Origin of the sequence: Kitasatospora sp. NPDC051914 (assembly GCF_040680995.1) — a bacterium.
In the GTDB taxonomy this organism is placed as follows: domain Bacteria; phylum Actinomycetota; class Actinomycetes; order Streptomycetales; family Streptomycetaceae; genus Kitasatospora.
In genome coordinates, this window is sequence record NZ_JBFAXX010000005.1 from 91,881 (window position 1) to 118,727 (window position 26,847).

At 73.4% G+C, this 26,847-nt stretch carries 21 protein-coding genes; 12 read left to right on the forward strand and 9 right to left on the reverse strand.

The features are described from left to right. Positions 1-134 precede the first annotated feature (134 nt). Both serC and AB0M03_RS05575 read right to left on the reverse strand, forming a co-directional pair. Positions 135-1,253, reverse strand: a complete 1,119-nt coding sequence (serC, locus tag AB0M03_RS05570; protein WP_363488725.1) for a phosphoserine transaminase — start codon at positions 1,251-1,253, stop codon at positions 135-137. 119 nt (positions 1,254-1,372) lie between these two features. Further along, positions 1,373-2,473, reverse strand: a complete 1,101-nt coding sequence (locus tag AB0M03_RS05575) for a citrate synthase 2 (RefSeq protein WP_363488727.1) — start codon at positions 2,471-2,473, stop codon at positions 1,373-1,375. 400 nt (positions 2,474-2,873) lie between these two features. Between AB0M03_RS05575 and pdxH the strand changes: the two genes are divergently transcribed. The 7 genes from pdxH to AB0M03_RS05610 all read left to right on the forward strand — a co-directional run bounded on the left by pdxH (position 2,874) and on the right by AB0M03_RS05610 (position 13,829). Continuing rightward, positions 2,874-3,497 carry a pyridoxamine 5'-phosphate oxidase gene (gene pdxH / locus AB0M03_RS05580; RefSeq protein WP_363488863.1) on the forward strand — a complete coding sequence of 208 codons (624 nt, stop codon included), beginning with the start codon at positions 2,874-2,876 and terminating at the stop codon, positions 3,495-3,497. 246 nt (positions 3,498-3,743) lie between these two features. Then, entirely contained in the window at positions 3,744-3,926 is a 183-nt protein-coding gene (gene fxsA / locus AB0M03_RS05585; RefSeq protein WP_030268897.1) for an FxSxx-COOH cyclophane-containing RiPP peptide, read from the forward strand. Between the two features lie 5 nt (positions 3,927-3,931). Further along, the gene (locus tag AB0M03_RS05590) at positions 3,932-6,352 is read left to right on the forward strand and encodes an FxsB family cyclophane-forming radical SAM/SPASM peptide maturase (protein WP_363488730.1); all 2,421 of its coding nucleotides are present in this window, start codon (positions 3,932-3,934) and stop codon (positions 6,350-6,352) included. 26 nt (positions 6,353-6,378) lie between these two features. Then, on the forward strand, positions 6,379-7,311 hold the full coding sequence (locus AB0M03_RS05595) for an AAC(3) family N-acetyltransferase (protein WP_363488732.1): 933 nt from the start codon (positions 6,379-6,381) through the stop codon (positions 7,309-7,311). Positions 7,312-7,403: 92 nt separating this feature from the next. Further along, entirely contained in the window at positions 7,404-8,753 is a 1,350-nt protein-coding gene (locus AB0M03_RS05600; RefSeq protein WP_363488734.1) for a TIR-like protein FxsC, read from the forward strand. Between the two features lie 134 nt (positions 8,754-8,887). Next, positions 8,888-12,763: an FxSxx-COOH system tetratricopeptide repeat protein gene (gene fxsT / locus AB0M03_RS05605; RefSeq protein WP_363488865.1), complete on the forward strand. Its 3,876-nt coding sequence runs from the start codon at positions 8,888-8,890 to the stop codon at positions 12,761-12,763. 67 nt (positions 12,764-12,830) lie between these two features. Continuing rightward, positions 12,831-13,829, forward strand: coding sequence for a D-glycerate dehydrogenase (locus tag AB0M03_RS05610; protein ID WP_363488736.1), 999 nt, complete (start codon positions 12,831-12,833; stop codon positions 13,827-13,829). Here the strand turns inward: AB0M03_RS05610 and AB0M03_RS05615 are convergent. From AB0M03_RS05615 to AB0M03_RS05625, 3 genes are all read right to left on the reverse strand, one after another. Continuing rightward, complete coding sequence (locus tag AB0M03_RS05615; protein WP_363488738.1) at positions 13,789-14,655, reverse strand: alpha/beta hydrolase; 867 nt, start codon at positions 14,653-14,655, stop codon at positions 13,789-13,791. The two genes, AB0M03_RS05610 and AB0M03_RS05615, sit on opposite strands and share 41 nt — an antisense overlap. A 14-nt stretch (positions 14,656-14,669) precedes the next feature. Continuing rightward, entirely contained in the window at positions 14,670-15,641 is a 972-nt protein-coding gene (locus AB0M03_RS05620) for a DUF4231 domain-containing protein (protein WP_363488740.1), read from the reverse strand. A 176-nt stretch (positions 15,642-15,817) separates the two neighbouring features. Continuing rightward, positions 15,818-16,567, reverse strand: coding sequence for an SIS domain-containing protein (locus AB0M03_RS05625; protein ID WP_363488742.1), 750 nt, complete (start codon positions 16,565-16,567; stop codon positions 15,818-15,820). A 197-nt stretch (positions 16,568-16,764) separates the two neighbouring features. Here AB0M03_RS05625 and AB0M03_RS05630 point away from each other — a divergent pair, with 197 nt between their 5' ends. Then, on the forward strand, positions 16,765-17,454 hold the full coding sequence (locus AB0M03_RS05630) for a metal-dependent transcriptional regulator (RefSeq protein WP_363488744.1): 690 nt from the start codon (positions 16,765-16,767) through the stop codon (positions 17,452-17,454). Positions 17,455-17,947: 493 nt separating this feature from the next. Here the strand turns inward: AB0M03_RS05630 and AB0M03_RS05635 are convergent, their stop codons facing one another. Then, the gene (locus AB0M03_RS05635; protein ID WP_363488746.1) at positions 17,948-18,649 is read right to left on the reverse strand and encodes a bifunctional DNA primase/polymerase; all 702 of its coding nucleotides are present in this window, start codon (positions 18,647-18,649) and stop codon (positions 17,948-17,950) included. Between the two features lie 311 nt (positions 18,650-18,960). Here AB0M03_RS05635 and AB0M03_RS05640 point away from each other — a divergent pair, with 311 nt between their 5' ends. Continuing rightward, entirely contained in the window at positions 18,961-20,337 is a 1,377-nt protein-coding gene (locus tag AB0M03_RS05640) for a transcriptional regulator (protein ID WP_363488748.1), read from the forward strand. Positions 20,338-20,501: 164 nt separating this feature from the next. Beyond that, a complete protein-coding gene (locus tag AB0M03_RS05645; protein WP_363488750.1) occupies positions 20,502-21,704 on the forward strand; it encodes a hypothetical protein in 1,203 nt (400 codons plus the stop codon). A gap of 81 nt (positions 21,705-21,785) precedes the next feature. Here the strand turns inward: AB0M03_RS05645 and AB0M03_RS05650 are convergent, their stop codons facing one another. Beyond that, the gene (locus AB0M03_RS05650) at positions 21,786-23,102 is read right to left on the reverse strand and encodes an ABC transporter substrate-binding protein (RefSeq protein WP_363488752.1); all 1,317 of its coding nucleotides are present in this window, start codon (positions 23,100-23,102) and stop codon (positions 21,786-21,788) included. A gap of 172 nt (positions 23,103-23,274) precedes the next feature. Between AB0M03_RS05650 and AB0M03_RS05655 the strand changes: the two genes are divergently transcribed. Together AB0M03_RS05655 and purU are read left to right on the forward strand one after the other, a co-directional pair. After that, positions 23,275-23,793: a hypothetical protein gene (locus tag AB0M03_RS05655; RefSeq protein WP_363488754.1), complete on the forward strand. Its 519-nt coding sequence runs from the start codon at positions 23,275-23,277 to the stop codon at positions 23,791-23,793. Between the two features lie 106 nt (positions 23,794-23,899). After that, positions 23,900-24,766 (forward strand): formyltetrahydrofolate deformylase, encoded by an 867-nt coding sequence (gene purU, locus AB0M03_RS05660; RefSeq protein WP_363488756.1) that lies wholly within the window; start codon positions 23,900-23,902, stop codon positions 24,764-24,766. Between the two features lie 47 nt (positions 24,767-24,813). Here the strand turns inward: purU and AB0M03_RS05665 are convergent, their stop codons facing one another. Together AB0M03_RS05665 and AB0M03_RS05670 are read right to left on the reverse strand one after the other, a co-directional pair. Continuing rightward, positions 24,814-25,947: a zf-HC2 domain-containing protein gene (locus AB0M03_RS05665; RefSeq protein ID WP_363488758.1), complete on the reverse strand. Its 1,134-nt coding sequence runs from the start codon at positions 25,945-25,947 to the stop codon at positions 24,814-24,816. Further along, positions 25,944-26,483 carry a sigma factor gene (locus AB0M03_RS05670; RefSeq protein WP_363488760.1) on the reverse strand — a complete coding sequence of 180 codons (540 nt, stop codon included), beginning with the start codon at positions 26,481-26,483 and terminating at the stop codon, positions 25,944-25,946. The genes AB0M03_RS05665 and AB0M03_RS05670 overlap by 4 nt, the downstream gene beginning before the upstream one ends. Positions 26,484-26,847: the final 364 nt, after the last annotated feature.

Here is a 26,847-nt window from a genome sequence, read left to right on the forward strand (position 1 = left end):
GTGACCTGCGCCGGGGCCCGACCCCCGGCGGCCTTCGACGGCTCCGGAAGCCCCGGCACCGGACGGCCCCGGCACCGGACGGCGAAGGGCCACCGCCTGCCGGCGGTGGCCCTTCGGTGCTGTCGCGGCAGCGGTCAGAGCTGCTCGACCACGTAGTCGATGCAGGCGGTGAGCGCCTGGACGTCCGCCGGGTCGACGGCCGGGAACATCGCGATGCGCAGCTGGTTGCGGCCCAGCTTGCGGTACGGCTCGGTGTCGACGATGCCGTTGGCGCGCAGCGCCTTGGCGATCGCGGCGGCGTCGATCGAGTCGTCGAAGTCGATGGTGCCGACGACCTGCGAGCGCTCCTCGGCCTTGGCGACGAACGGCTGCGCGAAGGAGGACTTCTCGGCCCAGGAGTACAGGATCGAGGAGGACTCGGCGGTGCGGGCCACCGCCCACTCCAGGCCGCCGTTGCCGTTCAGCCAGTCCAGCTGCTCGGCGAGCAGGAAGAGCGTGCTGATCGACGGGGTGTTGTAGGTCTGGTCCTTCGACGAGTTGTCGATCGCCGTCGGCAGGTCGAAGAACGGCGGGACGTAGCGGCCGGAGCCGGCGATCTCGGCGGCGCGCTCCAGGGCGGCCGGGGAGAAGGTGGCCAGCCACAGGCCGCCCTCGCTGGCGAAGGACTTCTGCGGGGCGAAGTAGTAGACGTCGGTCTCGGTGATGTCGACCGGCAGGCCGCCGGCGCCCGAGGTGGCGTCGACCAGGACCAGCGAGCCGGCGTCCGCGCCCTCGGGGCGGCGGATCGGCATGGCGACACCGGTGGAGGTCTCGTTGTGGGTCAGGGCGTAGACGTCCACGCCCGCCTCGGCGACCGGCAGCGGGTGGGTGCCCGGCTCGGTCTTGATCACGGACGGCTCGGCCAGCCACGGGGCGGCCTTGACCGAGGAGGCGAACTTGGAGGAGAACTCGCCGAAGTTCAGGTGCTGGGACTTCTCGCGCACCAGACCGAAGGCGGCGATGTCCCAGAACGCGGTGGAACCGCCGTTGCCGAGCACCACCTGGTAGCCCTCGGGGAGGGAGAAGAGGCTGCTCACACCCTCGCGGACGCGCTTGACCACGTTCTTGACCGGGGCCTGGCGGTGGGAGGTTCCCAGCAGGGAGGTTCCGGTGGCGGCGAGGGCACTCAGGGCCTCGGGGCGCACCTTGGACGGACCGCAGCCGAAACGGCCGTCTGCGGGCTTGATGTCAGCGGGGATCTGGATCTGGGCCACGGCCGCAGCCTACTGCCCCGGGGGGTGGTGCGGGGGCGGACGTCCGCCCGCTGAGATGTGATCCCCGCCCGTTCCGGGCGGGCCCGGGGATGCCCGGACCCGCCCGGAAGGGCGATTCGTCAGTGTGCGATCGAGTCGTAGCCCTCGACGTCGTGCGGGCTGCGCGGGCCGGGGCCGACGTAGCGCGCGGAGGGGCGCACGAGCCGGCCGGTGCGCTTCTGCTCCAGGATGTGCGCCGACCAGCCGGCGGTGCGGGCGCAGGTGAACATCGAGGTGAACATGTGGGCCGGGACCTCGGCGAAGTCCAGCATGATCGCGGCCCAGAACTCCACGTTGGTGGCGAGCACGCGGTCGGGGCGGCGGTTGTGCAGCTCCTCCAGCGCGGCCTTCTCCAGCGCCTCGGCGATCTCGAAGCGCGGGGCGCCGAGCTCCTTGGCGGTGCGGCGGAGCACGCGGGCGCGCGGGTCCTCGGCGCGGTAGACGCGGTGGCCGAAGCCCATCAGGCGCTCGCCCTTGTCCAGCGCCTTCTTCACGTAGCCGACGGCGTCGCCGGTGCGCTCGATCTCCTCGATCATGCCGAGCACGCGGGACGGCGCACCGCCGTGCAGCGGGCCGGACATCGCGCCGACCGCGCCGGAGAGCGCGGCGGCGACGTCGGCGCCGGTGGAGGCGATGACGCGGGCGGTGAAGGTGGAGGCGTTCATGCCGTGCTCGGCGGCGGACGTCCAGTAGGCGTCGACGGCCTTGACGTGGCGGGGGTCGGGCTCGCCGCGCCAGCGGATCATGAACCGCTCGACCACCGTCTCGGCCTTGTCGATCTCGCGCTGCGGCACCATCGGCAGGCCCTGGCCGCGGGCCGACTGGGCGACGTAGGAGAGCGCCATCACGGCGGCCCGGGCGAGGTCGTCGCGGGCCTGCTCGGCGGAGATGTCGAGCAGCGGCTTGAGGCCCCAGACCGGGGCGAGCATGGCGAGCGCGGACTGCACGTCGACCCGGATGTCGCCGGAGTGCACCGGGATCGGGAACGGCTCGGCGGCGGGCAGGCCGGGGTTGAACTTGCCGTCCACCAGCAGGCCCCACACGTGGCCGAAGGAGACGTGGCCCACCAGGTCGTCGATGTCCACGCCGCGGTAGCGCAGCGCGCCGCCCTCACGGTCGGGTTCGGCGATCTCGCTCTCGAAGGCGACGACACCTTCGAGTCCTGGTACGAAGTCGGACATCAGACGGCTCCTTCAATGATCCGATCCGGCGGGCCGCAGTGAGTGGTGCGGCGGGCCGGGTGACCGCGGGTGGGTTGGCACTCGGTGTCAGCCTTGCAGGCACGGCGTGCATTGCGCCATACACCACGACGGTGATGTTTCCCCCATGGGAGCGCTCGACCCTCCGGTGTCCGGCGCCGTCGGCGGACACCGGGGGAAAATCCGGTTCATACCGGACGATTCCCGGGGTTGCGGCAGGCCAAGCGATGGCGGGACACCTTAACTCCCCCTGCGGTTTGCCGGGACGCAGCCGTCCGCAACGCTTGTCGTACGGGATGATGTTGCCGTGCCTACCGCGGAACGACCCCCGACTGCCCTGACCGCGCCGACCGAACCCCGGCCGGGCCCGGACCTGACCGTCATGCGCAAGCACTACCAGCACGAAGGGCTGGCGGAGGGCGATCTGGCGGCGGACCCGGTGACCCAGTTCACCCGGTGGTTCCACGAGGCGGACGAGGCGGGCGTGGTCGAGCCCAACGCGATGGTGCTCTCCACGGCGGACGCGGCCGGCCGGCCCAGCTCCCGCACCGTGCTGCTCAAGGGATTCGACCTCCGCGGCTTCGTCTTCTTCACCAACTACGGATCGCGCAAGGGCGCCGAACTGGCCGTCAACCCGCAGGCCTCGCTGCTCTTCCCGTGGATCGAGCTGGCCCGGCAGGTGATCGTCTGCGGCCGCGTCGAGAAGGTCGGCCGGGACGAGACCGCCGCCTACTTCCGCACCCGCCCGCACGGCTCCCAGCTCGGCGCCTGGGCCAGCGAGCAGTCCAGCCCGGTGGCCGGCCGCGAGGTCCTGGAACAGCGCTACGCCGACCTGGCCGCCCGCTACCCCGAGGGCGAGGGCGTCCCCGTCCCCCCGTTCTGGGGCGGCTACCGCGTCGTGCCCGAGACGGTCGAGTTCTGGCAGGGCCGGGAGAACCGGCTCCACGATCGCCTGTTCTTCGTCGCGGAGAGTGACGGCTGGCGCGTCGAGCGGCTGTGTCCCTGATCGAGCGCACTGCCGTTGATCGAGCGCACTGCCGCGCCTGCTAACCCGAACGAACGGTTTTACCCGATGCCGATCGACCGGAAACGCTGATAACTCGTCACCGGCCCGGGAATTGCGCTTTACTTCATCATAGGGCCGCAGGCCCCAGGCCGGACGGCAGGTTCTCGCCGCATCGGCCGGAGACGCGCGCCCCGCATGTCGTTTTTCCCCATTGGCGCATTTGACCTCGCAGAATCGAGTCTCCCCATGGTCGCTGCACTCGCCACCCGGCCTGTCGACGACGCATCCGCCGAGGAGGCCGTCACACGGCCCTCCCTTGCCGCGCTCGCCGCACTGGGTTCGGACGAACTGACCGCGCAGCTGCACCGCGCACTGCCCGGCGCCGATGCCGGCCAGGTGGCCGTAGCCGCGTTCAACTCGTCCATCTGACGCGCGTGACAGCGTCCGGCAGTCCGCACGACGCGGCTGCCGCGCCGGTGGTGCCGTTCTCGCAGTTCGTGATCAAGGTCCACAGTCGATGCGATCTCGCCTGTGACCACTGCTACGTCTACGAGCACGCCGACACCAGCTGGCGCGGAAAGCCGAAGGCCGTCCCCGGGGAGGTCCTCGCCCGGACGGCCGAACGGATCGCCGAACACGCCCGCGCCCACGCCCTGCCCGCCGTGCACGTCGTGCTGCACGGCGGGGAGCCCCTGCTCGCGGGCCCCGCGACGCTCCGCCTGGCCGCGGAGGAGCTGCACCGGGCGCTGCCACCCGGGTGCGCCCTCGACCTGCGGATCCACACCAACGCGGTGCTGTTGAGCGCCGCGTTCCTCGATCTCTTCGCCGAGTACGGCATCAAGGTCGGCGTGTCGCTCGACGGCGACCGGGCCTCCAACGACCGCCACCGGCGGTTCGCCGACGGCCGCTCCAGCCACGCCAAGGTGCTCGCCGCCCTCGACCTGCTGCGCCGCCCCGAGTACCGCCACCTCTACGCCGGGCTGCTGTGCACCATCGACGTCGAGAACGACCCGATCGCGGTCTACGAGGCGCTGGTGGCCCTCGAACCGCCCCGGATCGACTTCCTGCTGCCGCACGCCACCTGGGACACCCCGCCGCCGCGGCCGGAGCGGCTCGGCCCGCACCCCTACGCCGACTGGCTCCTCGCGATCCACGAGCGATGGCTCGCCGACGGCCGCCCGGTGCCGGTGCGCACCTTCGAGTCCGTCCACCGCACCCTGCGCGGCCGCTCCAGCCTCACCGAGTCCCTCGGGCTCGACCCGGCCGACCTCGTCGTCGTCGAGACCGACGGCAGCTTCGAGCAGGCCGACAGCCTCAAGACCGCCTACGACGGAGCCCCCGCCACCGGCTTCACCGTGCTCGAGCACACCCTCGACCAGGTCGCCGACCACCCCGGCATGCGCGAACGCCAGTCCGGGCTCGCCGGGTTGAGCGGGCAGTGCCGCGGCTGTCCCGTCGTCCGCTCCTGCGGCGGCGGCCTGTACGCCCACCGCTACCGCTCCGGCAGCGGCTTCGCCAACCCCTCGGTCTTCTGCGGAGACCTCATGCAGCTCATCACCACCGTCCGCGACCGGATCGGCCCGGCAGCCACCGTGCCCGCCCAGGCCGGCCCCGTCGAACCCGACCTGACGGACGAGCAGTTCGACCAACTGGCCGCCGGGTACGGCGACCGCGCCACTGTCAAGGCCCTCGCCGGCGCGCAACTCGGGCTCACCCGGCGGATGCTCGCCGCCCTCGCCGACGGCCGCCCCGACGCCTGGCAGCTGCTCGCCGACCTCGACGGCCGCGCCCCGCACGCCCTGGACGCCGTCCTCGGCCACCCCTACGCGCGCGCCTGGGCCGCCCGCTGCCTGCGCGGCGAGCGCGGCGCCGACCTGGGCGGCCTCGCCGAGCTGGCCGCCGCCGCGGCACTGCGCGCCCGGGTCGAGGTCGACCTGCCCGTGCCCGTCCGCGAGGGCGCCGTGCACCTGCCCACGCTCGGCCGGCTGGTCGTCGGCGGGGCCGGCGAGGCCCGGTTGACCACCACCGCCGACGGCTTCACCGTGCGCGGTACCACCGTCGGCTGGGACACCCCGGCCGGCGGTGCCTGGCAGCCCGTCCGCCGGGTCGCCCTGCCCGGCTGGACGGTCGCCCTCGAGGACACCGACCCGCAGCGCGACAGCCACCAGTGGCCGGTCGCCGACCGGCTCGCCGAGGACGAACTGCTCGGGTGGACGGGAGGCCTCCGGGAGGCCTGGGAGCTCATCGGCCGCGACCTGCCGGACCACGCCCCGGGCCTCGCCGCCGGCCTCTCCACCGTCACCCCGCTGCGCCCCGGCCCGGAGGGCCGCGACGTCAGCGCCGCCGCCCGGCAGGCCTTCGGCGCCGTCGGCATCGCCCGCCCGGCCACCGCGCCGATCCTCGCCCTGCTGCTCGTCCACGAGTTCCAGCACGTCAAGCTGGGCGCCGTGCTGGACCGGCACGAGCTGTTCGACCCCACCGACGACCGGCTCTACCACGCACCCTGGCGGCCGGACCCCCGCCCGCTGGAGGGCCTGCTGCAGGGCACCTACGCCCACCTCGCGGTGACCGAGTTCTGGGGCACCAGGGTCCGGACCTACGACGGCCTGCCCGGCGCCGCGGCCGAGCACGCCCGCCTGCAGCTCGCCGTCTGGCGCGGCCACACCGCGACGGCGGTCGAGGACCTCGGCGCCAGCGGCTCCCTGACCGGCCTCGGCAAACGCCTGATCGACGGGATGCGCGCCGCGGTCGAGCCGTGGCTGACCGTCCCGGTCGGCGCCGCCGCCGAGGCCGCCGCCCGCGCCCGGGCCGCCGAGGACCGCGTTCGTCGACAGGCTGCTCACACCACCCGCTGACCGAGGCCCGCCAGGAGGAGCCCGCTGTGTCCACCACCGTCGCCGAACCGGCAACAGCGGCGTTCCCGACCCTCCCCGAGGCCGGCGGCCCGCCGGTGGTGGAACGGGTCGAGCGCCCGGTCGGCGGCCCGCCGCGCGAGCCCTGGACGGTGGACCAACTGGCCGGACAGCTGAAGGCGATGGGCCTCGCCACCGGCACTACCGTCCTGGTGCAGTCCTCGCTGCGGCGGCTCGGCGAACTCGCCGAGGGCGCCGAGACACTGCTGAAGGCCCTGCAGCAGGCCCTGCGGGAGGTCGACGAGGAGAAGGGGACGGTGGCCGCCGAGGGGACGGTGGTCGTCTACACCGCCTCCCCGGAGAACAGCGACACCTCGCGCCTCGCCCGCGACGTCACCGCCGGCATGACGCTCGAACAGGAGGCCGCCCACAAACGGGTGATGCCGCCGTACGACCCGGAGACCACTCCGACCTCGCGTGTCCTCGGCTGGTTCCCCGAGTTCGTCCGTCTGCAGCGCGGAGCGATCCGCAGCGGCCACCCGCAGACCTCCTTCGCGGCCCTCGGTCCCGCAGCCGAAAAGCTCATGGCCGACCACCGGTTGGAGAGCCATCTCGGCCCCGACTCGCCCACTCAGAAGCTCTACGACGACCCCTCGGCCCGGGCCCTGCTGATCGGCCTGCCGGTGTGGTGCTGCACCGCATTCCACCTCGCCGAGTACCAACTGCCCGACCCGCCCCGGCAGGTGTACGGCTGTGTGGTGTCGAAGGAGGACGGCGGGCACTGGGAGCACTTCAACGCCGTCAAGCTGGTCGACGAGCACTTCATGCCGATGGGTCCCGTCCTGCGGAGCACTATCGCGGGCCTGCGCCAGGGTCGGCTCGGCGACGCAGACTGTTGGCTCGTACCGATCCGCGCGGGAGTGGATGCGGCGCGCAACTACATCGAAACGCGCCGCCGTTGACACGTTCACGCGCTATTCCCTCAGGGAAGGTGACCTTCCTAGACTGATCCCCGTTGGGGGTCAGGTTGCGAACGGTCTCGGGGGAGGCGTGTGTGAACAGCCCGGGGGGATGGGGCAAGGACGCCGCGCGGCCGTACTTCTTCCTCAGCTACGCCCACACCCCGCGCGCCACCGGCAAGGCGGGAGACCCCAACCACTGGGTGGCCAGGCTCTACGACGACCTGTGCGAGGCGATCACCGAACTGACCGACGTCCCCGAGGGCGTCCCGGTCGGATTCATGGACCAGTCCATGCACCAGGGGCAGTTCTGGGCCGAACGCCTCGCCCGCGAACTCGCCTCCTGCCGGGTCTTCGTGCCGCTCTACTCGCCCCGCTACTTCAAGAGCCATGCCTGCGGCCAGGAATGGCACATCTTCAGCCAGCGGCCGGTCTACCAGCGGTGGCAGGACGGCGAGGTGACCAGCGGCATCGTCCCGGTGCTCTGGGTCGCGATGGACCACTACACGCTGCCCCGCTGCGCCAGTGAACTCCAGTTCAACCACGGCAGTTTCGGCCCCGACTACGCCGCCGAGGGCCTGTACGCGCTGATGAAGCTCACCGCCTACCGCGCGCAGTACGAACTCGCCGTCCACCGCCTCGCCCAGCGCATCGTCGAGGTCGCCGAGCGGACCATCATCCCGGTCGCCCGGCCCGCCGCCTTCGAGGACCAGCCGAGCGCCTTCGCCGGCACCGAGCCGCCCGGCAACACCCTGCGCATCTCCGTCTACTCCTACCGCCGCGGCGAACAGCCGCCCGCCCGTAGCGCCGCGTACTACGGCGCCCGGCGCACCGACTGGCAGCCCTACCGGCCGGAGTCCCGCAGGCCGCTCGCCGAGGACGCCGTCGACGTCGCCCGCAGCATGGGATTCCAGGCCTCCGTCCACGAGTTCGAGACCGAGGCGCCCGCCCTGCTCGGGGGCGCCGAACCCACCGCCCCCGGCATCGTGCTGATCGACCGCTGGGCCCTCTACGACGGCCGTCGCCGCGAGAGCGTCCGCCGGCTCGACCAGCGCAACCCCGCCTGGATCACCACCCTCGAACCGTGGAACGCCGAGGACGAGGAGTGCACCGCGCACGACGAGGAGCTCACCCGCCTCAGTGACGACGTCCTGCGCTCCGCCCGGGCCCGGCGGCCCACCCTCCGCGGCGGCGGCTCCACCGCACCGGGCAGCCTGGAAGCCTTCCGCGGTGAGATGGAGTGGGCGGTGATCCGCGCCAACCAGGGCTTCGAACGCCGGGACGGGCCCAAGACACAGCACCTGCCGGCCCCGCGCAGACCGAGCCTGCGGGCCGATTTCGACACCGGACAGCGACCACCCCGCACGGTGCCGCTCGACAGGCCAGGGGACGACGAGGACGGCGGAGGCACCGGAAGGGCCGCGCCTGGGGGAGGACAGCCATGACCGACAGGCAGACCTGGGCCGCCGCGGCGGGCCGCCGCTTCGGGCCGGAACCCGGGACCGAGACCCGCTCCGACGAGGACCGCCAGGGCCGGATCATCACGTTCTACTCGTACAAGGGCGGCACCGGCCGCACCATGGCGCTCGCCAACACCGCCTGGATACTCGCCGCCAACGGCTTCCGGGTGCTCACCGTCGACTGGGACCTGGAGGCGCCCGGCCTCGGCCGGTTCTTCCACCCGTTCCTCGACCAGGCCGCCGTCGACGGCACCACCGGCATGATGGACCTCTTCGCCGACTACTACGACGAGGCCCGGCGCCCCGTCGAACGCTCCGCCGACTGGCACGAGGACTTCGCCCGCATCCACCCGCACGCCATCTCGCTCTCCTGGCGCTTCCCCGGCACCGGCGGCCTCGACTACGTGCCGGCCGGCCAGGTCAACCGGGACTACTCGGCCAACCGGATCGACTGGGACGACTTCTACGAGCGCTACGACGGCCAGCGGTTCCTGCAGTCGCTGCGCCAGGACATGAAGCGCCACTACGACTACGTCCTGATCGACAGCCGCACCGGTCTCACCGACACCGCCGACATCTGCACCGTCGAGATGCCCGACGACCTCGTCGTCTGCTTCACCCTGAGCGACCAGAGCATCGACGGCGCCGCCCGGATCGCGCACACCGTCGACGGCCGCTACGCCGACCGCGGCATCCGCATCCTGCCGGTGCCCATGCGCATCGACGAGAACGAGAAGGAGAAGGCCGACGCCGGTCGCGCGCACGCCCGCATCCGCTTCTCCGGCCTGCCCTCCGGCATCACCGAACCCGAACTCTCCCAGTACTGGGCCTCCGTGGAGATCCCGTACCGGCCGTTCTACTCGTACGAGGAGATCCTCGCCCCGTTCGGCGACCAGCCCGGGCAGCCCGCCTCGCTGCTGTCGGCCTGCGAGCGCCTCACCGCCGTCCTCACCCGCGACCAGGTCACCGCGCTGCCGCCGATGGACGAACTCGAACGGCTCCGCAACCTCGACGCATTCATCCGCCGCCGGCCCACCGCCCCCGCTGACCTCTACCTCAGCTTCGTGCCCGAGGACCGGGTCTGGGCCGACTGGATCGCCTCCGTGCTCACCGATGCCGGCTTCCGGGTGGTCTCCCGCGACCTCGGCGTGGGCTCCGACCCGCGCTCCTCCACCGAACAGGGCATCGACGCCGCCTACCGCACCGTCGCCGTGCTCTCCTCCGCCTACCTCGTCTCGCCGCAGGCCCAGGCCCTGTGGGAGCGCACCGTCGGCGGCGACCCGGCCGGCACCCGCCGCCAGGTCATCCCCGTCCGCGTCGGCGACGTCCGGCTCACCGCGCCGTTCAACAACCGTAACCCCGTCGACCTCGTCGGCCGCGACGAGGCCCAGGCCGCCCTCACCCTGCTGCGCGCCCTCGGCCACACCGACCCCGCGCCCGTCGAACGCAGCCCCGGCAGCCCGCGGTTCCCCGGCACCCGCCCCACCTACTGGTCGGTGCCGCAGCGCAACCCGTCCTTCACCGGGCGCGCCAAGATCCTCGACGACCTGCGCGAACAGCTCGTCGGCGGCCCCACCGCCGTCCTGCCCACCCCGCAGACCCTCTACGGCCTCGGCGGCGTCGGCAAGACCCAGGTCGCCCAGGAGTACGCCCACCGGTTCATGTCCCACTACGACCTGGTGTGGTGGATCGACGCCGAGCAGGCCGAGTCCGTCGTCCTCTCGCTCGCCGAACTCGCCGACCGGCTGGGTCTGCGTGTCGGCGAGAGTGTCAACGAGGCCGCCGAGGCCGCTCGCGAGGCGCTGCGCCGCGGCACACCCACCGCCCGCTGGCTGCTGATCTTCGACAACGCCGACGAGCCGTCCGAGGTCCGCCGCTACTTCCCCGGCGGCTCCGGCCACATCCTCATCACCTCGCGCAACCAGGGCTGGTCCGGCCAGGCCGGGGTGCTCGGAGTCGACGTCTTCACCCGCGGCGAGAGCATCGACCACCTGCGCCGCCGGGTGCGCGGCCTCTCCCGGCAGGACGCCGACCGGGTCGCCGACGCCGTCGGCGACCTCCCGCTCGCCGTCGAGGTCGCCGCCGCCTGGCTGGAGACCACCCGCACCCCCGTCGACACCTACGTCGCCCAGCTCCACGCCGAGGCCACCAAGGCCCTCGCCGCCGGCGACACCCCCGTCGACTACCCGACCCCGGTCGGCGCCACCTGGAACGTCTCCATCACCCGGCTCCGAGAGCAGTCCCCCGCGGCCGTCCGGCTCCTCCAGCTCTGCGCCTTCTTCGCACCGGAGCCCATCTCGCTCACCCTCTTCTACAACGAGCAGATGACCCGGGCCCTCGCCCCCTACGACGACGAGCTCACCGACAGCTTCATGCTCGGCAAGGTCATCCAGGCGGTCAGCCGCTACGCCCTCGCCAAGACCGACGCCGCCAGCAACAGCTTCCAGGTGCACCGCCTCGTCCAGGCCGTCGTCCGCAGCGGCATGAGCCCCTCCGAGCAGCAGGACGCCATGCACGACGTGCACCGCATCCTGGTCAGTGCCCGGCCCTCGCTCGGCGACACCGACGACCCCGGCAACTGGCCCTCCTTCGAGAAGATCTGGCCCCACCTCACCCCGTCCCGCGCCCAGGACTGCGACGAGCGCGAGACCCGCGAACTACTCATCGACCGCGTCCGCTACCTGTGGAAGCGCGTCGACCTCGACCGCGCCATGACGCTCGCCCGCTCCCTCGACGCCACCTGGTCCTCCCGCTACGGCACCGAGACCAACCAGGCCGAACGGCGCTTCCTGCGGCGCCAGATGCTCAGCCTCAACTTCCAGCTCGCCAACGTGCTCCGCTCGCAGGGCGCCTACAGCGAGGCCCTGGAACTCGACCGGGCAACCCTGGCCGGCCAGAAGGAACTCCTCGGCGACCACAACGCCTTCACCCTGATGACCGCCGGCTCGCTCGGCGCCGACCTGCGCGCGCTCGGCCGCTTCCAGGAGGCGCTCATCCTGGACATCGACACCTACAACCAGTTCCGCGACCTGTTCGGCGACGACAACCCGCGCACCCTGTCCGTTGCCAACAACCTCGCCATCGACCACCGCCTGGTCGGCAACTCCCAGCTCGCCCGCGACCTCGACCAGGAGACCTTCGACCGGCGCGCCGCCGTCCTCGGCCCCCGCCACCCCTACACCCTCTCCAGCAAGTCCAACCTCGCCCGCGACCTGCGCGAGATGGGCGACTACAAGGGCTCCGTCGAACTCCTCCGCGAGGTCACCGAGGTCCTCGACGAGATCCTCCAGCCCGACGCCCCCGAGAACCTCCGCAACGCCAAGTCCCTCGCCGTCTCGCTGCGCCGCGCCGGCGAGGTCCGCGAGGCTCGCCGCCTGACCGAGCAGACCTACGAGCGCTACGTCGACCGGTACGGCCCCGAAAACGCCGACGCCCTGGCCTGTCGGCTCAACCTCGCCGCCGACCACAGCGCCGCCGGCGACAAGGAGACCGCCCGCGACATCGCCTCCGCCGCCTACGAGGGCTACCGGCGCCTGCACGGCGACCAGCACCCCTTCACCGCCGTCTGCCAGAACAACCTCGCCATCTATCTGCGCGGCAGCGGCGACATCACGGCTGCCATCCGGCACAACGAGGAGGCCGTTGCCGGGCTCGCCCACTCCCTGGACCCGGACCATCCCTACACCCTCAACGCCACCATCAACCTCGCCAACGCCTACGCCGACGACCACCAGCTCGCCAAGGCCGAGGAGCTCGGCCGCGCCGCCTACGCCGGCCTGCACAACCGCTACGGCCCCGGCCACCCCGACGCCGTCGTCTGCTGGCTCAACCTCGCCATCACCCTGCGCGCCTCCGGGCGCCAGGAGGAGGCCGAGACCCTGCGCCGCCAGGCCATCACCGCCCTCGTCGAACTCTTCGGCGACGACCACCCGACCATCGTCTCCGCCCGCGGCTGGCAGCGGATCAACCGCGACCTGGAACCGCAGCCGCTCTGAGCCGCCCGACGACCCGCCCCGGGACACCACCGGGGCGGGCCCGTCGCCGGTGTAGCCTGCGGGCCTGATGACCGACACCACCGCGCCCAAGGTCCTCGTCACCCGCCGGCTCGCCCCCGGCGTCGTGGACCGGCTCCACCCCGCCTGCGACGTCCGGCACCACGACAGCGAGCAGCCGATGGCCCGCGCCGAGCTGCTCGCCGCCGCGGCCGGCTGCACCGCCCTGGTCACCACCCTCGACGACACCGTCGACGGCGAACTCCTCGACGCCGCCGGGCCCGCCCTGCGCCTGGTCGCCAACCACGCCGTCGGCACCCACAACATCGACCACCGGGCCTGCGCCGAGCGCCGCATCGCCGTCTCCAACACCCCCGGCGTGCTCACCGAGGCCACCGCCGACATGGCCTGGGCACTGCTCCTCGCCGCCGCCCGCCGGCTCGGGGAGGGCGAGCGGCTGCTGCGCTCCGGCCGCCCCTGGGCCTGGGCCCCGACCTTCCTGCTCGGCCTGGAACTGGCCGGCACCCCGCTCGGCATCCTCGGCATGGGCCGGATCGGACAGGCCGTCGCCCGCCGCGCCGCCGCCTTCGGCATGCCGGTGAGCTACCACAACCGCACGAGGCTCCCCGCCGACCTCGAACAGGGCGCCCGCCACCTGCCGCTCGACGAGCTGCTCGCCGCCTCCCAGGTCCTGGTGGTGACCGCCCCGCTGACCGCCGGCACCCGGCACCTGGTCGACGCCGAACGGATCGCCCGGCTCCCGGCCGGCGCCGTCCTGGTCAGCATGACCGCCGGCGTCGTCGACGAGGGGGCGGTGGCCGCCGCCCTCGCCTCCGGACACCTCTTCGCCGCCGCCGTCGACAACTTCGAGCACGAGCCGGCCGTCCCCGCCGCCCTGCTCGCCCAGGAGCGCGCCGTGCTCGCCCCGCACCTGGGCAGCGCCACCGTCCGCACCCGTCGGGCCATGGGCGACCTGGCGGTCGACAACGTGCTCGCCGTCCTCGCCGGCGCCGAACCGCCCACCCGGGTCAGCCCGCCGCCCACTTCAGCGCTTCCGTCATCACCTTGAACGCGCCGAAGTGCGCCGCCCCCGGCTCCAGGTAGAGGTCGGCGCCCGGGATGCGGTCGGCCAGCCAGCGGGAGTGGTCCACCGGAGAGAACTGGTCGTCCGCACCGTGCCACAGCCGGGTCGGCACCCGGATCGACGACACCTCGAACCCCCAGGGCGCGGTGAAGGCCAGCACGTCGTCGATCCACCCGTCCGCACCGTGCCGGAACGCCTCCTGGTACGTCGCCAGCAGCATCCGGCGGATCCCCATGTCCGTGACCAGTGCCCGGTCGGTCGGCGGGAGTTCCGGCACCAGGTCGTCGATCAGCGCATGCGGGTTGTCCCTGATCAGCTTGGAGCGGGCCTGGAACGCATCGGCGAAGAACTCCTCACCCCGCTCGACCTCCGTGTACTCGCGGATGTTGGACCGGGTCATCCCGCCGTACCAGTCCAGACCTTCCGCGAACCTCGGCGCCAGGCACACCAGTGCGGCCACCCGCACCACCCGTTCGGGCAGCAGCGCCGCACAGGCCAGCGCGTGCGGCCCGCCCCCGGAACGGCCCAGCACGGCGAAGTCCTCCAACCCGAAGGCGTCCGCGATCGCCACCACGTCCTCGGTCGCCGCGGCGACCCGGCGCCCGGACAGCCTCGTCGACTCCCCGTACCCCGGCCGGTCGAAGGAGATCAGCCGCACCCCCAGCCGCGCCAGCACGCTGCTGCGCGGCACCGGACCCACCCTGCTGCCCGGCGTGCCGTGCAGCAGGAACACCGGCTTCCCGTACGGGTCACCGGTGGTTTCGACGGCCAGCCACCGTCCCGCCGCGGCCTCGACCAGTCGTCGTACCACGCAGTTCCTCCAGGTCAGTTGGGCACGTCCAGGCTGCGCACCTCACGGCGGGCCTGCCAGGTGGTGTGCTCCCGCGAGATCGCGTCCTCGGCGTCCCGGGCGAGCCGCGCCCAGGTTTCCTCGGCGTCCTCGGAATCGGGCCGCAGCTGGTCCAGCTGGCGCTCCACCAGGGCGAGTTCGGACGCGGCGAGCGAGTAGGCGGCGGCCTGCGGCCGGTACTGCCGAAGCTGCGCCCAGGCCGAGACCGAGGCGGCTATCGCCGAGACCGTGCCCAGCGCGTCGTAGCTGAAGTACCCCAGCGCCCGCAGCACGGCGAGCACCAGGCCCAGCATCGGCAGGGCGATGCCCAGCCGCCCCGCCCACCGGCCGGCATTGGCGCACTGCCGGGCCTTGTGCTGGTACCACTCGCGCTGCGCCTGCACCCGCTCGCGCAGGTACACGTCGCGGCGCACGGGCAGCGGCTGGTCGCGCAGCTGCTCCATCTTCTCGGTGATCTGCGGGTGCCGGGCCGACCCCCGCCAGGCCTGCAGCTCCGAACGGACCCGGGACATCTGGGGGATGACCCGGTCCGTCTCGAACTCGCCCAGGATGCCGTCGAGCTGGATGGCGTACAGCCGCTCGGCGTCCGGCAGCTTCTTCGGCGGCGGCTGGTAGGAGTCGGCCCGCACCGCGTACTTCCACGACAGCGTCTTCACCGACTCCGCTACCGCCCGGCCCTCGTACCAGAGGCCCTGCGGGTTCTGGACGGTCACCAGCGCGGCCATCAGGACGGTGCACAGGTACGCGAAGGCCGCCACCCAGGCCCACATCGTGCCGTCCGCGGAGCCTGTCGCGGCGGCGGCGACCAGCAGCACCAGCTCCCAGCGGGAGAGCAGTACGGCCCGGCGCTGCCCCTGCAGCGAGGACGAGTCGGCGGCCCAGAACAGCTCGGGCAGCAGGTCGTCCTCGCGCACCCAGCCGATCGAACGTGCCGGCCCCGCGGTCATGTCGGCCCCCCACCGTCGCTCCGACCCCAGCAGCAGTGTTGTGCCCCGCGCGGTGGCGCGGTACGCCTGGGGAACGGCCAGTATGGGTGCGGACCGTCGCCCGCCGACAGGTGCAGTTCGGACATAGGCCGCCCGCCGCGGGGCCCCCGGAGCCCGCGGGCCGGGCGGCGGGCCGGTCAGAACGCGTAGTAGATCCGCTCCCGGTTGTCCGCCATGACCTTGGCGTTCCACTCGGTGCCACCGTCGACGTTGCCGGAGCGGAACAGCGGCGGGGTGATCCCGCGCTCGGTGAGCCGGCCGACCGCGGAGACCACCACCGCCTGCATCAGCGCACTGGTCACGATCGTTGACACCGGGCCGAAGGTGGTCTCCGCACCCGCGCAGGACAGCTCCCCGTCGCCGACCGCGATCTTGTTGTCCAGCACCACGTCGCAGTTGTCCTTGAGGAAGGTCCCGGACGGGTGGTTGGAGGTCATCGCGTCCGGATACGCCAGCGAGGTCACCCCCACCACGTTCATCCCGCGCTCCCGAGCGTGCCGGGCCAGCTCCACCGGCATCACCTGACGGCCGGAGAGGGAGATCAGGAACAGCAGGTCGCCGGCGGCCGCCGGGGTGAGGTCCAGGGTCGCGGTCGCCAGCCCGGAGACCCGCTCCAGGGCGCTGCCCAGCGGCGCCGGCATCACGTTCACCCCTGTCATCCCCGGCACGTTCAGCAGGTTGATCACGACCAGCCCGCCGGCCCGGTACACCACGTCCTGGGCGGCCAGCGAGGAGTGCCCGGCCCCGAAGGCGAAGATCCTCCGGCCGTCCGCCACCGCCCCGGCGAGCAGCTCGGCGGCCGCCTCGATCGACGCCGCCTCCTCGCGGCGGACCCGCTCCAGGTGGGCCACGGCGGCGTCGAAGTACTGCCCGACCAGGTCGGTCATCGAAATCTCCGATTCTCTGGGCGGCCGGGTGGTCCAGACCGCGCATGGAGGAAGATACGGCCTGCACGGTGCTGCCTGCGGCGGTCCGCTGTCAACAGCGATGAAAAGGGCCGGGCATGTACCACGACCGGCCCCTGTTGACACTGCGGTACGCCAGAATTGGCGGTGAGGACACCGAAGAACGGAGACCAGCGGCGATGTCTGGCCTGATCGACACCACGGAGATGTACCTCCGCACCATCCTCGAGCTGGAGGAGGAGGGCATCACGCCGATGCGCGCCCGCATCGCGGAGCGCCTGGAGCAGAGCGGCCCGACGGTCAGCCAGACCGTCGGCCGGATGGAGCGTGACGGCCTCCTCCGCGTCGCCGGCGACCGTCACCTGGAACTCACCGAGGAGGGCCGCCGGCTCGCGGTCCGCGTCATGCGCAAGCACCGGATCGCCGAGTGCCTGCTGGTCGACGTGATCGGCCTGGAATGGGAGCAGGTCCACGAGGAGGCCTGTCGCTGGGAGCACGTGATGAGCGAGACGGTCGAGCGCAAGGTGCTCGCCATGCTCGGCCACCCCACCCAGTCCCCGTACGGCAACCCCATCCCCGGCCTGGACGAGCTCGGCGACACCAAGGCCGAGGGCGAGGGCTTCGACGCCGCCCTGCTCACCCTGGACGCGGTGGCCGGCAGCGGCGGCACCAACGTGATCGTCCGCCGCATCGGCGAGCCGATCCAGACCGACGAGGAACTGATGCGCACCCTGCGCCGGGCCGGTGTCCGCCCGGGCGCGACGGTGCAGGTCGCCGCAGCCATCGGCGGCGTGCTGGTCGGCGCCGGCGAGAACGCCGCCGAACTCGGCAAGGACATCGCCGCCCACGTCTTCGTCGCCCAGGCCTAGGGCACGCAAGGGGGCACCCACGGCGATGCGAGCAGGGCCCGGCGCTCCCCGGCGCCGGGCCCTGCTGCTCCCCACCCGCTTCCCCTCCGTTCCCTCCCTGTCCCCCTTCGTGCTGCGGCACCGGCCACCCCGAGCCGGGACGGTGCCGCAGCCCCCGAAGCCCCCCTGTCCGCGTCCGGCTTCCCCGACCGAACGCCCTCCCCGGCCCCCCGGTCCGTGCCCCCTCTCGTGTCGTTCTCGTACGTCCTCCCGACGGAATGTGTCCCCTCGGCAGATCGCGCCAATCCTTGAGACTTGTCACCCGAATGAGCGGGCTTGCCGCGCTGAGCAGCGGGTACACCGGTGCCTCAGGGCGGACACGCGTCAGGCGGGCCCCGCCCCCGGTGGGAGGCGGGGCCCGCCGGATGCGCGCGATGGTGTCGCGCGGTCCCGCCCTCACCCGATAGGAGCAGGGCGGCGGTCGGCGGACGGGTGAATTCCCGTCAGGCTCCGGTCAGCGCAGGCCCGCTGCGACCGGCAGGGGCTGCGGCCGGACGGGCCGGGAGGCGTCCCGGCCGCAGGCGTACGCGAGCGGGTTGATCAGCTCCGCGGCGTCCGGCAGCCAGCGGTTGATCGCGGACGGCGGCCGCGCCCACTGGGCGAAGCTGTACGGCCCGACCCGGGAGGGCGGGGCCACGACGAAGTCGCCCTCGCCGCGGGCCACCAGGTCGAGCCTGCCGGGCGCCCAGCCCAGCTTGCGGAGCATCTCCGGCAGCTTGGCCGCCACGCCGGGCAGCACCAGGAAGTGCAGCCGCCGGCCGACCTGGCCCGGGGCCGCGGGGACGGCCACCACCGGGCCGAGCTGCAGCCCCATCCGCTCCATCCGGGCCAGCGCCAGGCAGCCCGCGACCTCGGGCACGTCCAGCACGTCGAAGGAGCTGCCGGTGGGGAGCAGGATCGAGGCCTCCGGCCGCTCCGTCCACCAGCGCCGCACCACGCCGGGGCCCGAGCTGGCTCTGCGCCGCCAGTCCTCCTCCGTCGGGTGCGCGCCGGGCAGCGCGCACCGGGGATCGCCGCATGAGCAGTGCGCCGGTCCGTCGCCGTCGACCAGCGATGCGCCGGGGACGACCTCCCAGTGGCGGTCCTCCGCGTAACTGACGGCTTCGATGAGGAGCGGGGGCAGGTCCTGCTCGCGGGCTCCTGGGGTGTTGTCCACGTGTTGCTCAACTACCGTGCGTGAAGGCGGTTACGGCCGGGCGGGGGGTGGTCAGCCGGACGCCGTGGATGTCACCCTCGACGGTGAGGCGTCCCCGTTTCCGGGCGGCCGGTCGAGGGCGGTAACGGGCGCAGTGGGGGCGCACAGAGGCATTCACCAGGGCGCGTGGGGAGTGGATGCGTCACCCTGGGTATTCCGCTGGTGTCGCCGGGTACCCGGCCGGGGGAGGTCGCCCCGCCCGCCGGCGCAGGCACCAGCAGCAGAATCGTCGCCCCGCGGTCAGGGCCGGGGGCGTTGGGGAGGCGAAGTCCATGGCCGCGAGACCACTCGTCGCACGAGAGCCCAACGAGCGCTTGCAGCAGCTGATCCAGGAAGCGGGCTGCTCCAACGCGGGCCTCGCCCGCCGGGTCAACCTCTGCGGCGCCGAGCACGGCCTGGACCTGCGCTACGACAAGACCTCGGTGGCCCGCTGGCTGCGCGGGCAGCAGCCGCGCGGCCAGGCGCCGGCCGTGATCGCCGAGGCGCTCGGCCGCAAGCTGGGCCGCGGCGTCACGGTGGACGAGATCGGCATGGCCGACGGCAAGGGCCTCAGCTCCTCGGTCGGCCTGCAGTTCGCCCCCAACCTGAACGCCGCGCTGGAGCAGGTCTGCGAGCTGTGGCGCAGCGACGTGGGCCGGCGGGACTTCCTCGCCGGGGCCACCGTCGCCGCCTCCGCACTGGTCGAGCCCAGCCGGGACTGGCTGATCACCCCGCCGGACCCGGTCGTCGCCCGCGCCGGCGCCACCCGGGTCGGCCCGACCGACGTCGCCGCCGTCCGGGCCACCACCCAGATGCTGGTCGAGCTCGACCACCGCTTCGGCAGCGGCCACGTCCGCCCGGTGGTCGTCCACTACCTGAACAGCGTGGTGTCGAACCTGCTCTCCGGCGGCTACCGGGACGAGACGGGGCGTCAGCTCTTCGCCGCGGTCGCCCGGCTGACCGAGCTCGCCGGCTACATGGCGGTGGACACCGGGCAGCCCGGCCTCGCCCAGCGCTACTACATCCAGGCGCTGCGGCTGGCCCAGGCGGCCGACGACCGCGGTTACGGCGGCTACGTGCTGGCCGCCTCGATGAGCCACCTGGCGGCCACCCTCGGCAACCCGCGGGAGATCGCCCAGCTCGCCCGGGCCGCCCAGGAGGGCGCCCGCTCGGTCGCCACCCCGACCGCGATGGCGATGTTCTACGCGGCCGAGGCGCGCGGCCACGCGCTGCTCGGCGACGCCAGGGCGTGCGAGGCGGTGGCCGCCCGGGCCCAGGAGGCGATGACGCACCGCAACCCCGCGGACGACCCGGACTGGATCGTCCACTTCGACGAGGCGTACCTGGCCGACGAGCTCGCGCACTGCCACCGCGACCTGGAGCAGGGTGCGAAGGCGGAGGCGTACGCCCGTACTGCGCTGGAACTGCACCCCGTGAGCCGTGTGCGCCGGCGCGCCGTGGACCTCGTCCTGCTGGCCACGGCGCAGTTGCAGCAGCGCGAGGTGGAACGGGCCTGCGAGACGGGCACCCAGGCCGTGCGGCTGCTGAGCGGTCTGCGGTCGAACCGCGGTGTGGAGTACCTCCACGACTTCCGGAGCCGGCTGGAGCCGTACCGCGAGCACCGGGTCGTCCGGGAGTTCCAGGCCAGGCTGGCGGGGGAGGCCGCCTGAGCCGGGGACGGTCCGCTTCGTGAGGAGCAGGTGAGGAACGCCCTCCCTGCGTAGTCACCCGTGCAGGTGACGGGGTAGCGTGGGCGTGCTATGCAGCGTTACCCAGGTCGTCGAGCAGTTGTGGTCCGCCGTCAGCGTGCGCGCGGCACAGGTGAGGAATCGCGTTGAGCCAGCGCCGCTTCTCCCACTCCCATTCCTCCAGCGACTTCAATCTGGACGATCTGTTCAGGCCGGAGTCCGGAGGGGAGCAGGGTCAGCCGGGCGTGCCCGCACAGCAGGCACCGCCCGCCCAGCAGCCGGTGCCGCAGGCCGCGCCACCGGTGCCCGGCCAGGGCGGCCCGGAGTACTGGGGCCCGGCGCCGGGCGTCGCGCAGCAGGCTGCCCAGCCCGCTGCGCCGGCCGAGCACGCCCCGGAGACGCAGTACCTGCCGCCGTACCCGACCTCCGACCCCTCGGTGGGCGGGATGCCGCAGCAGACACCGGGTCAGCCGATGCCGGGTCAGCCCGGGCAGGGCACGGGGCAGTCGTACGGCGGCCAGCAGGCCTACGGGGACCAGCACGCCTACGGCGGCCAGCAGTCGTACGGGGGCCAGGCCTTCGGCGGCGGCTTCCCGGCCGAGGCGCAGCAGGCCGTTCCGCAGCCCGGGTACGGCGCGCAGCAGACCTTCGGCGGGCAGTCCTTCCCGTCCGCCCCGACGGTCGTTCCCGGGTCTGGCGGCCGCTCCGGCGGCTCCGCCGGGCGCCCGTCCAACAAGATGATCATCGGCGGTGTGATCGCCGGCTGCGCGGCGGCGGGCATCCTGGTCGCCGTGCTGATGAGCGGCGGCGACGAGACCCCCTCGGGGGCCGACGCCACCCCGGTGGCCAAGGCCTCCAGCGGCGCCCCGGCGACCTCGGGCGCCGGCGGGCTGAGCCCGGAGGCCAAGGAGCAGGCGAAGGCCCTTTCCGACCTGCTGGGTACCGCCAGCGCCAGCCGCCAGGCCGTGGTGGGTGCGGTGGCCGCGGTCGGCAAGTGCGAGAAGCTGCCGGAGTCGCAGGCCGCCCTGACCGACGCCGCGGCGCAGCGGCAGGGGCTGCTGACCAAGCTGGGCGCGCTCAAGACGGACAAGCTGACCGGCGGCGCCGAGCTGTCCTCGCAGCTGCAGAAGGCCTGGCAGGCCTCGGCCAACGCGGACACCGAGTACGCGGCCTGGGCGGGCGACGCCGCGGCCGGCTGCGACCCGGCGACGGTCAAGAACAACCCGCACCTGAAGTCGGCCACCGAGGCCAGCGGCACGGCGACCGGGGCGAAGGAGAAGGCCTCCTCGCTGTGGAACGCGATCGCCGCCCAGGCCGGCCTGCCGACCAAGGACAAGACCGAGCTCTGAGGCCCTGCAGCAGGCCTTGAACGGCGCGAGGGGCGGACGGGATGATCTCCCCGTCCGCCCCTCGCGCCGTTCAGGCCGCTGTCACGCCGTGGGCTTGCCCCCGGCGAGCACCCAGCGGATGTCGACGAAGCCCTTGTGCTGCTCCACCAGCCGGCCGCCCTGCACCTGCTGGAAGGTGACCGAGGTGTTGACCAGCCGGGGCGAGTCGGCGCTGGCGAGCATGTTGGTCATGCCCCAGCTCAGCGGCGGGGTGGCCCCGCTGGTCTCGATCGGGTCGCCGCTGTCCAGCACGGCCCGCAGGGTCTTGGCGGTGAGCGGCTTGGACGCGTCCACCCGTGCGGCCGCGGCCCGCAGCACCTCGTATGCGACCCAGGTGGTCTGCACGCCCGGGTCGGCGGTGTCGATGGCGGTGTCGCCGGCACCGTAGCTGCGGACGGTGCCGCGCAGGGCGTCCCAGACGGGCGAGGACTCGGCGGGGAACCAGCCGGTGGCGTAGGCGCCGCCGAGCGGGCCGTTGTCGCCGCCGGTGGAGTCCACCACGGACTGCTGGAAGCTGCCGATCACCGAGGCCAGCGCGGTGTGCTTGGGGCCGAGCCGGCGGAACGGGTCGAGCAGGTTGGCGGTGGGCTCGGGGCCGAGCGCGACCGTCACGCAGTTGCCGTTCCGGTCGTCGCCGATGGCCTTCTGGGCGATCGGGGTGTAGTCGTTCGACCGCTCGGGCGCCTTGACGTCGGTCAGCTTGATGTTGGCGGGCCGCAGCGCCGCGTCCAGGTAGCCGACCAGGGTGTCGCCGGCCCGGGTGTCCGGGCGGATCAGCGAGACGGTCTTGCAGCCGGCCTCGACCAGCTGCCGGCCGCTGCCGGCGATCAGGGCGGGCGTGCCGCCGGCCACCGGGTAGGACAGCGGGCTGCTGAACTCCGGCGTGGAGAGGCCGTAGCCGCCCAGGTAGGGGATGCCGGCCCGCTCCAGCATGGCGACGAAGCCGGAGCCGTACTGGCTGTAGGAACCGACCACGGCGATCGCGTGCGCGTCCACGGCCTGCCGGGCGCAGGCGGTGACGCCCTCCGAGGTGTTGTGCTCGTTGCAGGACAGCACCCGCAGCTTGCGGCCGTGCAGGCCGCCCTTGGCGTTGATCTCGCGGCCGACCGCCTCGGCCAGCGCGGTCATGCCGGGCCGGTCGGCGGAGCCGGTGCCGGCCGGCGCCCAGGTCATCACGGTCAGGTCGGCGGAGGCGGAGGCGGCGTCCGCCGGGCCGCCGCAGGCGGAGGTGGCGAGCAGGGCGGGAACGAGGGCCGCCGCGGCGGCCAGGGCGCCCGCTCTGCGGCGCGCTCCCCGACGGGGGCCGGCGATCCGCCGACCGGTCGGCTGATGGTCGTCGGGCGATCCGTTCCGCCTCATGATGACTCCCTCCCCGGGTCCTCACGGCCGCTGCGACCGGCCGAAAACAAGCCTTGACCTGACCGGGCAAGGCGAGAGGGACGAAAGGCGAACGGAAAGCCAACGCGGGCGGAACTCCGGGGGGTGACGCGTGTAGAGCGCAACTCGTCGGGGAACGTACGATCGAAGGACGATGTCCGACAGCACAGATTCTTCGTATCGGTCCGCCAACAGCTCTTCTCGCGGCGGCCGTCGCTCCAGCACGATGGGCCGCATGCCGCTCAACGACCTGCCCTGGTGGCGCTGGCGCGCCCGCATCCGCTCGGCGCTGCACATGCTCTCCGACCCGACCTTCCAGCAGCACGCCTGGCTGGCCGGCCTGGACGGGTACGGCGACGTCACCGACGCCGTCTACCGCCTCGTCGAGGACAGCTGGCTCGACCGCTGGTCCGCCGAGAAGTACATCGGCACGGTCGTCCGCGACGCCGCCGAGGCCGCGGCCGTGGACGCCGCCGTGCTCCGCGTCCTCCGGGTGCTGCACCAGGTCGGCGCGGACGCCCCCGCCGCCGCCTACCTCGGCCACCAGCTCTGGCCCGAGGCGGTCGCCGCCGCCCGCGAGGCGCACGTCCTGCTGGCCGTCAACGACGGCGAGGACCCGGACACCCCGCCGCGCAGCCTGGAGGTGCTGCGGATCATGACCCGGGCGGCCTGACCCGGGGCGTCCGGGCGGCGTCCCGGAGTCCGGTCAGTGGCGCACGGGCCGTCCGGAATGTGACACGCTTGGCCGGCCCGTCGTGAACGAGTGGAGGAAGCCGCACGTGGAAGAGCAGAGGGCCGACGCCCAGTACGTCCTCACGCTGTCCTGCCCGGACAAGCAGGGCATCGTGCACGCGGTCTCCAGCTACCTCTTCATGACCGGCTGCAACATCATCGACAGCCAGCAGTTCGGCGACGCCGACAGCGGGCTGTTCTTCATGCGCGTGCACTTCTCCGCGCCCGGGCCGGTCACCGCGGAGAAGCTGCGGGCCAGCTTCGCCGCCGTCGGGGCCTCGTTCCACATGGACTGGCACCTGCACTCGACCGCCGAGCGGATGCGTGTCGTGCTCATGGTGTCGAAGTTCGGCCACTGCCTGAACGACCTGCTGTTCCGCACCCGGATCGGCGCCCTGCCGGTGGAGATCGCCGCGGTGGTCTCCAACCACACCGACTTCCGCGCGCTCACCGAGTCCTACGGCATCCCGTTCCACCACATCCCGGTCACCCGGGAGACCAAGGCCGACGCCGAGCGCCGGCTGCTGGAGCTGGTCGCCGAGGAGCAGGTCGACCTGGTCGTGCTCGCCCGCTACATGCAGGTGCTCTCGGACGACCTCTGCAAGGAACTGTCCGGCCGGGTGATCAACATCCACCACTCCTTCCTGCCGAGCTTCAAGGGCGCCAAGCCGTACCACCAGGCGCACGCCCGCGGCGTGAAGCTCATCGGCGCCACCGCGCACTACGTGACCGCCGACCTCGACGAGGGCCCGATCATCGAGCAGGAGGTGGCCCGGGTGACCCACGACGTGACCCCCGAGCAGCTGGTCGCCCTCGGCCGGGACGTCGAGTGCCAGGCGCTGGCCCGCGCGGTCAAGTGGCACAGCGAGCGCCGCGTCCTGCTCAACGGCAGCCGCACCGTCGTCTTCGCCTGACGCAGCACCGGGCGGCACCTGGGGCGGCACCCCGGGCGGTCCCGTGCTCAGGGCCGGGACAGCAGCGGCAGCGCGTGCAGCACCTGCCGGATGGCCTCCCGGTCGCCCTCCTCGCCGACCGGGATGCGGTCCGGGTCGCGGTGGGCCGCCGCCAGGTAGCAGAACTCCAGCCCGTCGAGGGCCATTTCGGCGACCGGCTCGGCGCCCTCGCCCGCCCCGTCCAACGGGATCAGCCACTCCCCGGCCGCCGGACCGTCGATCACCAGCCGCAGCGCCCGCCCGGGGACGGCCGCGGCAGCGGTCGGCTGCGCCCGGCGGCGGGCCGCCAGCAACTGCGGCAGTATCCGGGCGCCGAGGTCGATCAGCCGCCGCAGGTGCGCCGGGGCCGGCGGCGGGTAGGGGTAGTCCACGGCGCGGGCGATGTCGTCGCCGTGGATCCAGCACTCGAAGGCGCGGTCCAGGAAGGCGTCGCGCAGCGGCAGCACGGCGAACCCGTAGTCGACCGGGACGCCGCCGTCGCCGCCGTGCACCGAGGCGGCCTGCAGCAGGTCGTGGCTCTGCCGGCGCCAGCGCCGGCGCACCTGCTCAGGGTCCTCCCCGCCGGCAGCCGTGATGAGTGCCCAGGTGCGGCCCAGGACGCCGGACGGGCCGCCCTGCTCCGGGCCTCCCTGCTCAGGGACGCGGGACACCGGCGGACGGCGGCCGACCAGCGGCGGGCGGGCACCGCCCAGCGGGTCGGGCAGGCCGACCGAGCGGGCGAGGTAGCCGTCGACCGCGGTGAGGTGGCAGAGCACCTCGGCGGGCCGCCAGCGCTGCACCCCGCCGTGCCAGGGCAGCTCGGCGACCTCCTGCCACTCGGCGGGGCCGAGGTCGCGCATCAGGGCGTCCAGTTTGGCGCTCTCCGCCGCGTACGGGCCGGCCCAGGCCGGTATCGGCAGCCGGGCCGGACGGCGGGTCAGGCACCAGTCGAGGACCTGGCGGCGGAGCGCGGAGGACAGGTCGAGCGGGTCGTCCGGGGTGAGTTCGGCGGCGGCGCCGCTCAGCCGGGCGGCCTCCTCGGCGCACTCCGGACAGCCGGCCAGGTGCCGGGCCACCTCGGCGGCCTCGTGCCGCGGGCAGGCACCGAGCGCCCACGCCCCCAGCAGGGAGCGCAGTGCCTCGTGCCGCCCGGGCGCCGTCACGGCCCCGGCCGTCCGGCCACCGGGACGGGCTCCGGGCGGCAGCCCTCGCGGGCGGCGGCGAGCTCCCCGGCGACGAGCTGCAGGCCGAGCCGCATCCGGTGTTTGGCCGCCTGGTCGCTGATGCCCAGTCGGCGGGCGGTGTCGCGGTAGGTCCGGCCGTCGTGGTGGCCGGGGGCGATGGTCTCGCGCAGCGGGTCGGGCAGCGAGGCGACGGCGTGGTGGGCGCGGGCGGCGGCGGAACGGGCGGCGACCTCCCGCTCGTCGCCGCAGGCGGCGCGCAGCTGCTGCACCGCGCAGCGGTGGGTGAGCGTGCCGAGCCAGGACCGCAGGGTGCCCTGCTCGGGGTCCCAGGCGCCCGGGTCCGTCCAGACCCGGGCGAAGACGTCGCGGGTGAGCTGCTCGGCGGCGTCCTCGTCGTCCAGGACGCGCAGCGCGAGGCCGTGCACGAGCGGCGCGAACCGGTCGTACAGCTCGCCGAGGGCCGTCTCCTCGCCGCGGACGAGGCGGAGCACGAGTCGTTCGTCGCAGCTGCTCATGCGGTGCCGCCCTCTCTGCTCACGAGGGTGTCCCTCCCCGCTCTCCCCGGCGTGTCGCCGACGCGTTCTCCTTGCGGCGGACGGCCGGCGGGCCATGCCTGCCACCACGGTATCCAAGAGCGCGGACCGGCCGGGTGAAATGCGGAAATGAGAGGGCGGGAAGTTTCACCCCGTCAGATCCTGCTGCCATCCCGGCGGCGACGGCGGGTTCGGACAGATGCGGGAAGGGTGGTTCGCTCGTGGCGGGCGCTCCGTTCGGCCGTGGTGGGGGGTACCGTCGTTGTGCTCGTGCACAGGCCCCGACCCGGCCGGACGATCATCGGCGCGTACGACGCTCGTCAGGGTGAGCGGGACAGTATGCACC

Bases quoted from the DNA above. Each gene is read 5' to 3' on its own strand.
- AB0M03_RS05625 (WP_363488742.1), bottom strand. From the start codon at position 16,567: ATGACCGACCTGGTCGGGCAGTACTTCGACGCCGCCGTGGCCCACCTG.
- fxsA (WP_030268897.1), top strand. From the start codon at position 3,744: ATGGTCGCTGCACTCGCCACCCGGCCTGTCGACGACGCATCCGCCGAG.
- AB0M03_RS05640 (WP_363488748.1), top strand. From the start codon at position 18,961: ATGGCCGCGAGACCACTCGTCGCACGAGAGCCCAACGAGCGCTTGCAG.
- AB0M03_RS05650 (WP_363488752.1), bottom strand. From the start codon at position 23,102: ATGAGGCGGAACGGATCGCCCGACGACCATCAGCCGACCGGTCGGCGG.
- fxsT (WP_363488865.1), top strand. From the start codon at position 8,888: ATGGCGCTCGCCAACACCGCCTGGATACTCGCCGCCAACGGCTTCCGG.
- AB0M03_RS05575 (WP_363488727.1), bottom strand. From the start codon at position 2,473: ATGTCCGACTTCGTACCAGGACTCGAAGGTGTCGTCGCCTTCGAGAGC.
- pdxH (WP_363488863.1), top strand. From the start codon at position 2,874: ATGCGCAAGCACTACCAGCACGAAGGGCTGGCGGAGGGCGATCTGGCG.
- AB0M03_RS05670 (WP_363488760.1), bottom strand. From the start codon at position 26,483: ATGAGCAGCTGCGACGAACGACTCGTGCTCCGCCTCGTCCGCGGCGAG.
- AB0M03_RS05620 (WP_363488740.1), bottom strand. From the start codon at position 15,641: ATGACCGCGGGGCCGGCACGTTCGATCGGCTGGGTGCGCGAGGACGAC.
- AB0M03_RS05610 (WP_363488736.1), top strand. From the start codon at position 12,831: ATGACCGACACCACCGCGCCCAAGGTCCTCGTCACCCGCCGGCTCGCC.
- AB0M03_RS05655 (WP_363488754.1), top strand. From the start codon at position 23,275: ATGTCCGACAGCACAGATTCTTCGTATCGGTCCGCCAACAGCTCTTCT.
- AB0M03_RS05630 (WP_363488744.1), top strand. From the start codon at position 16,765: ATGTCTGGCCTGATCGACACCACGGAGATGTACCTCCGCACCATCCTC.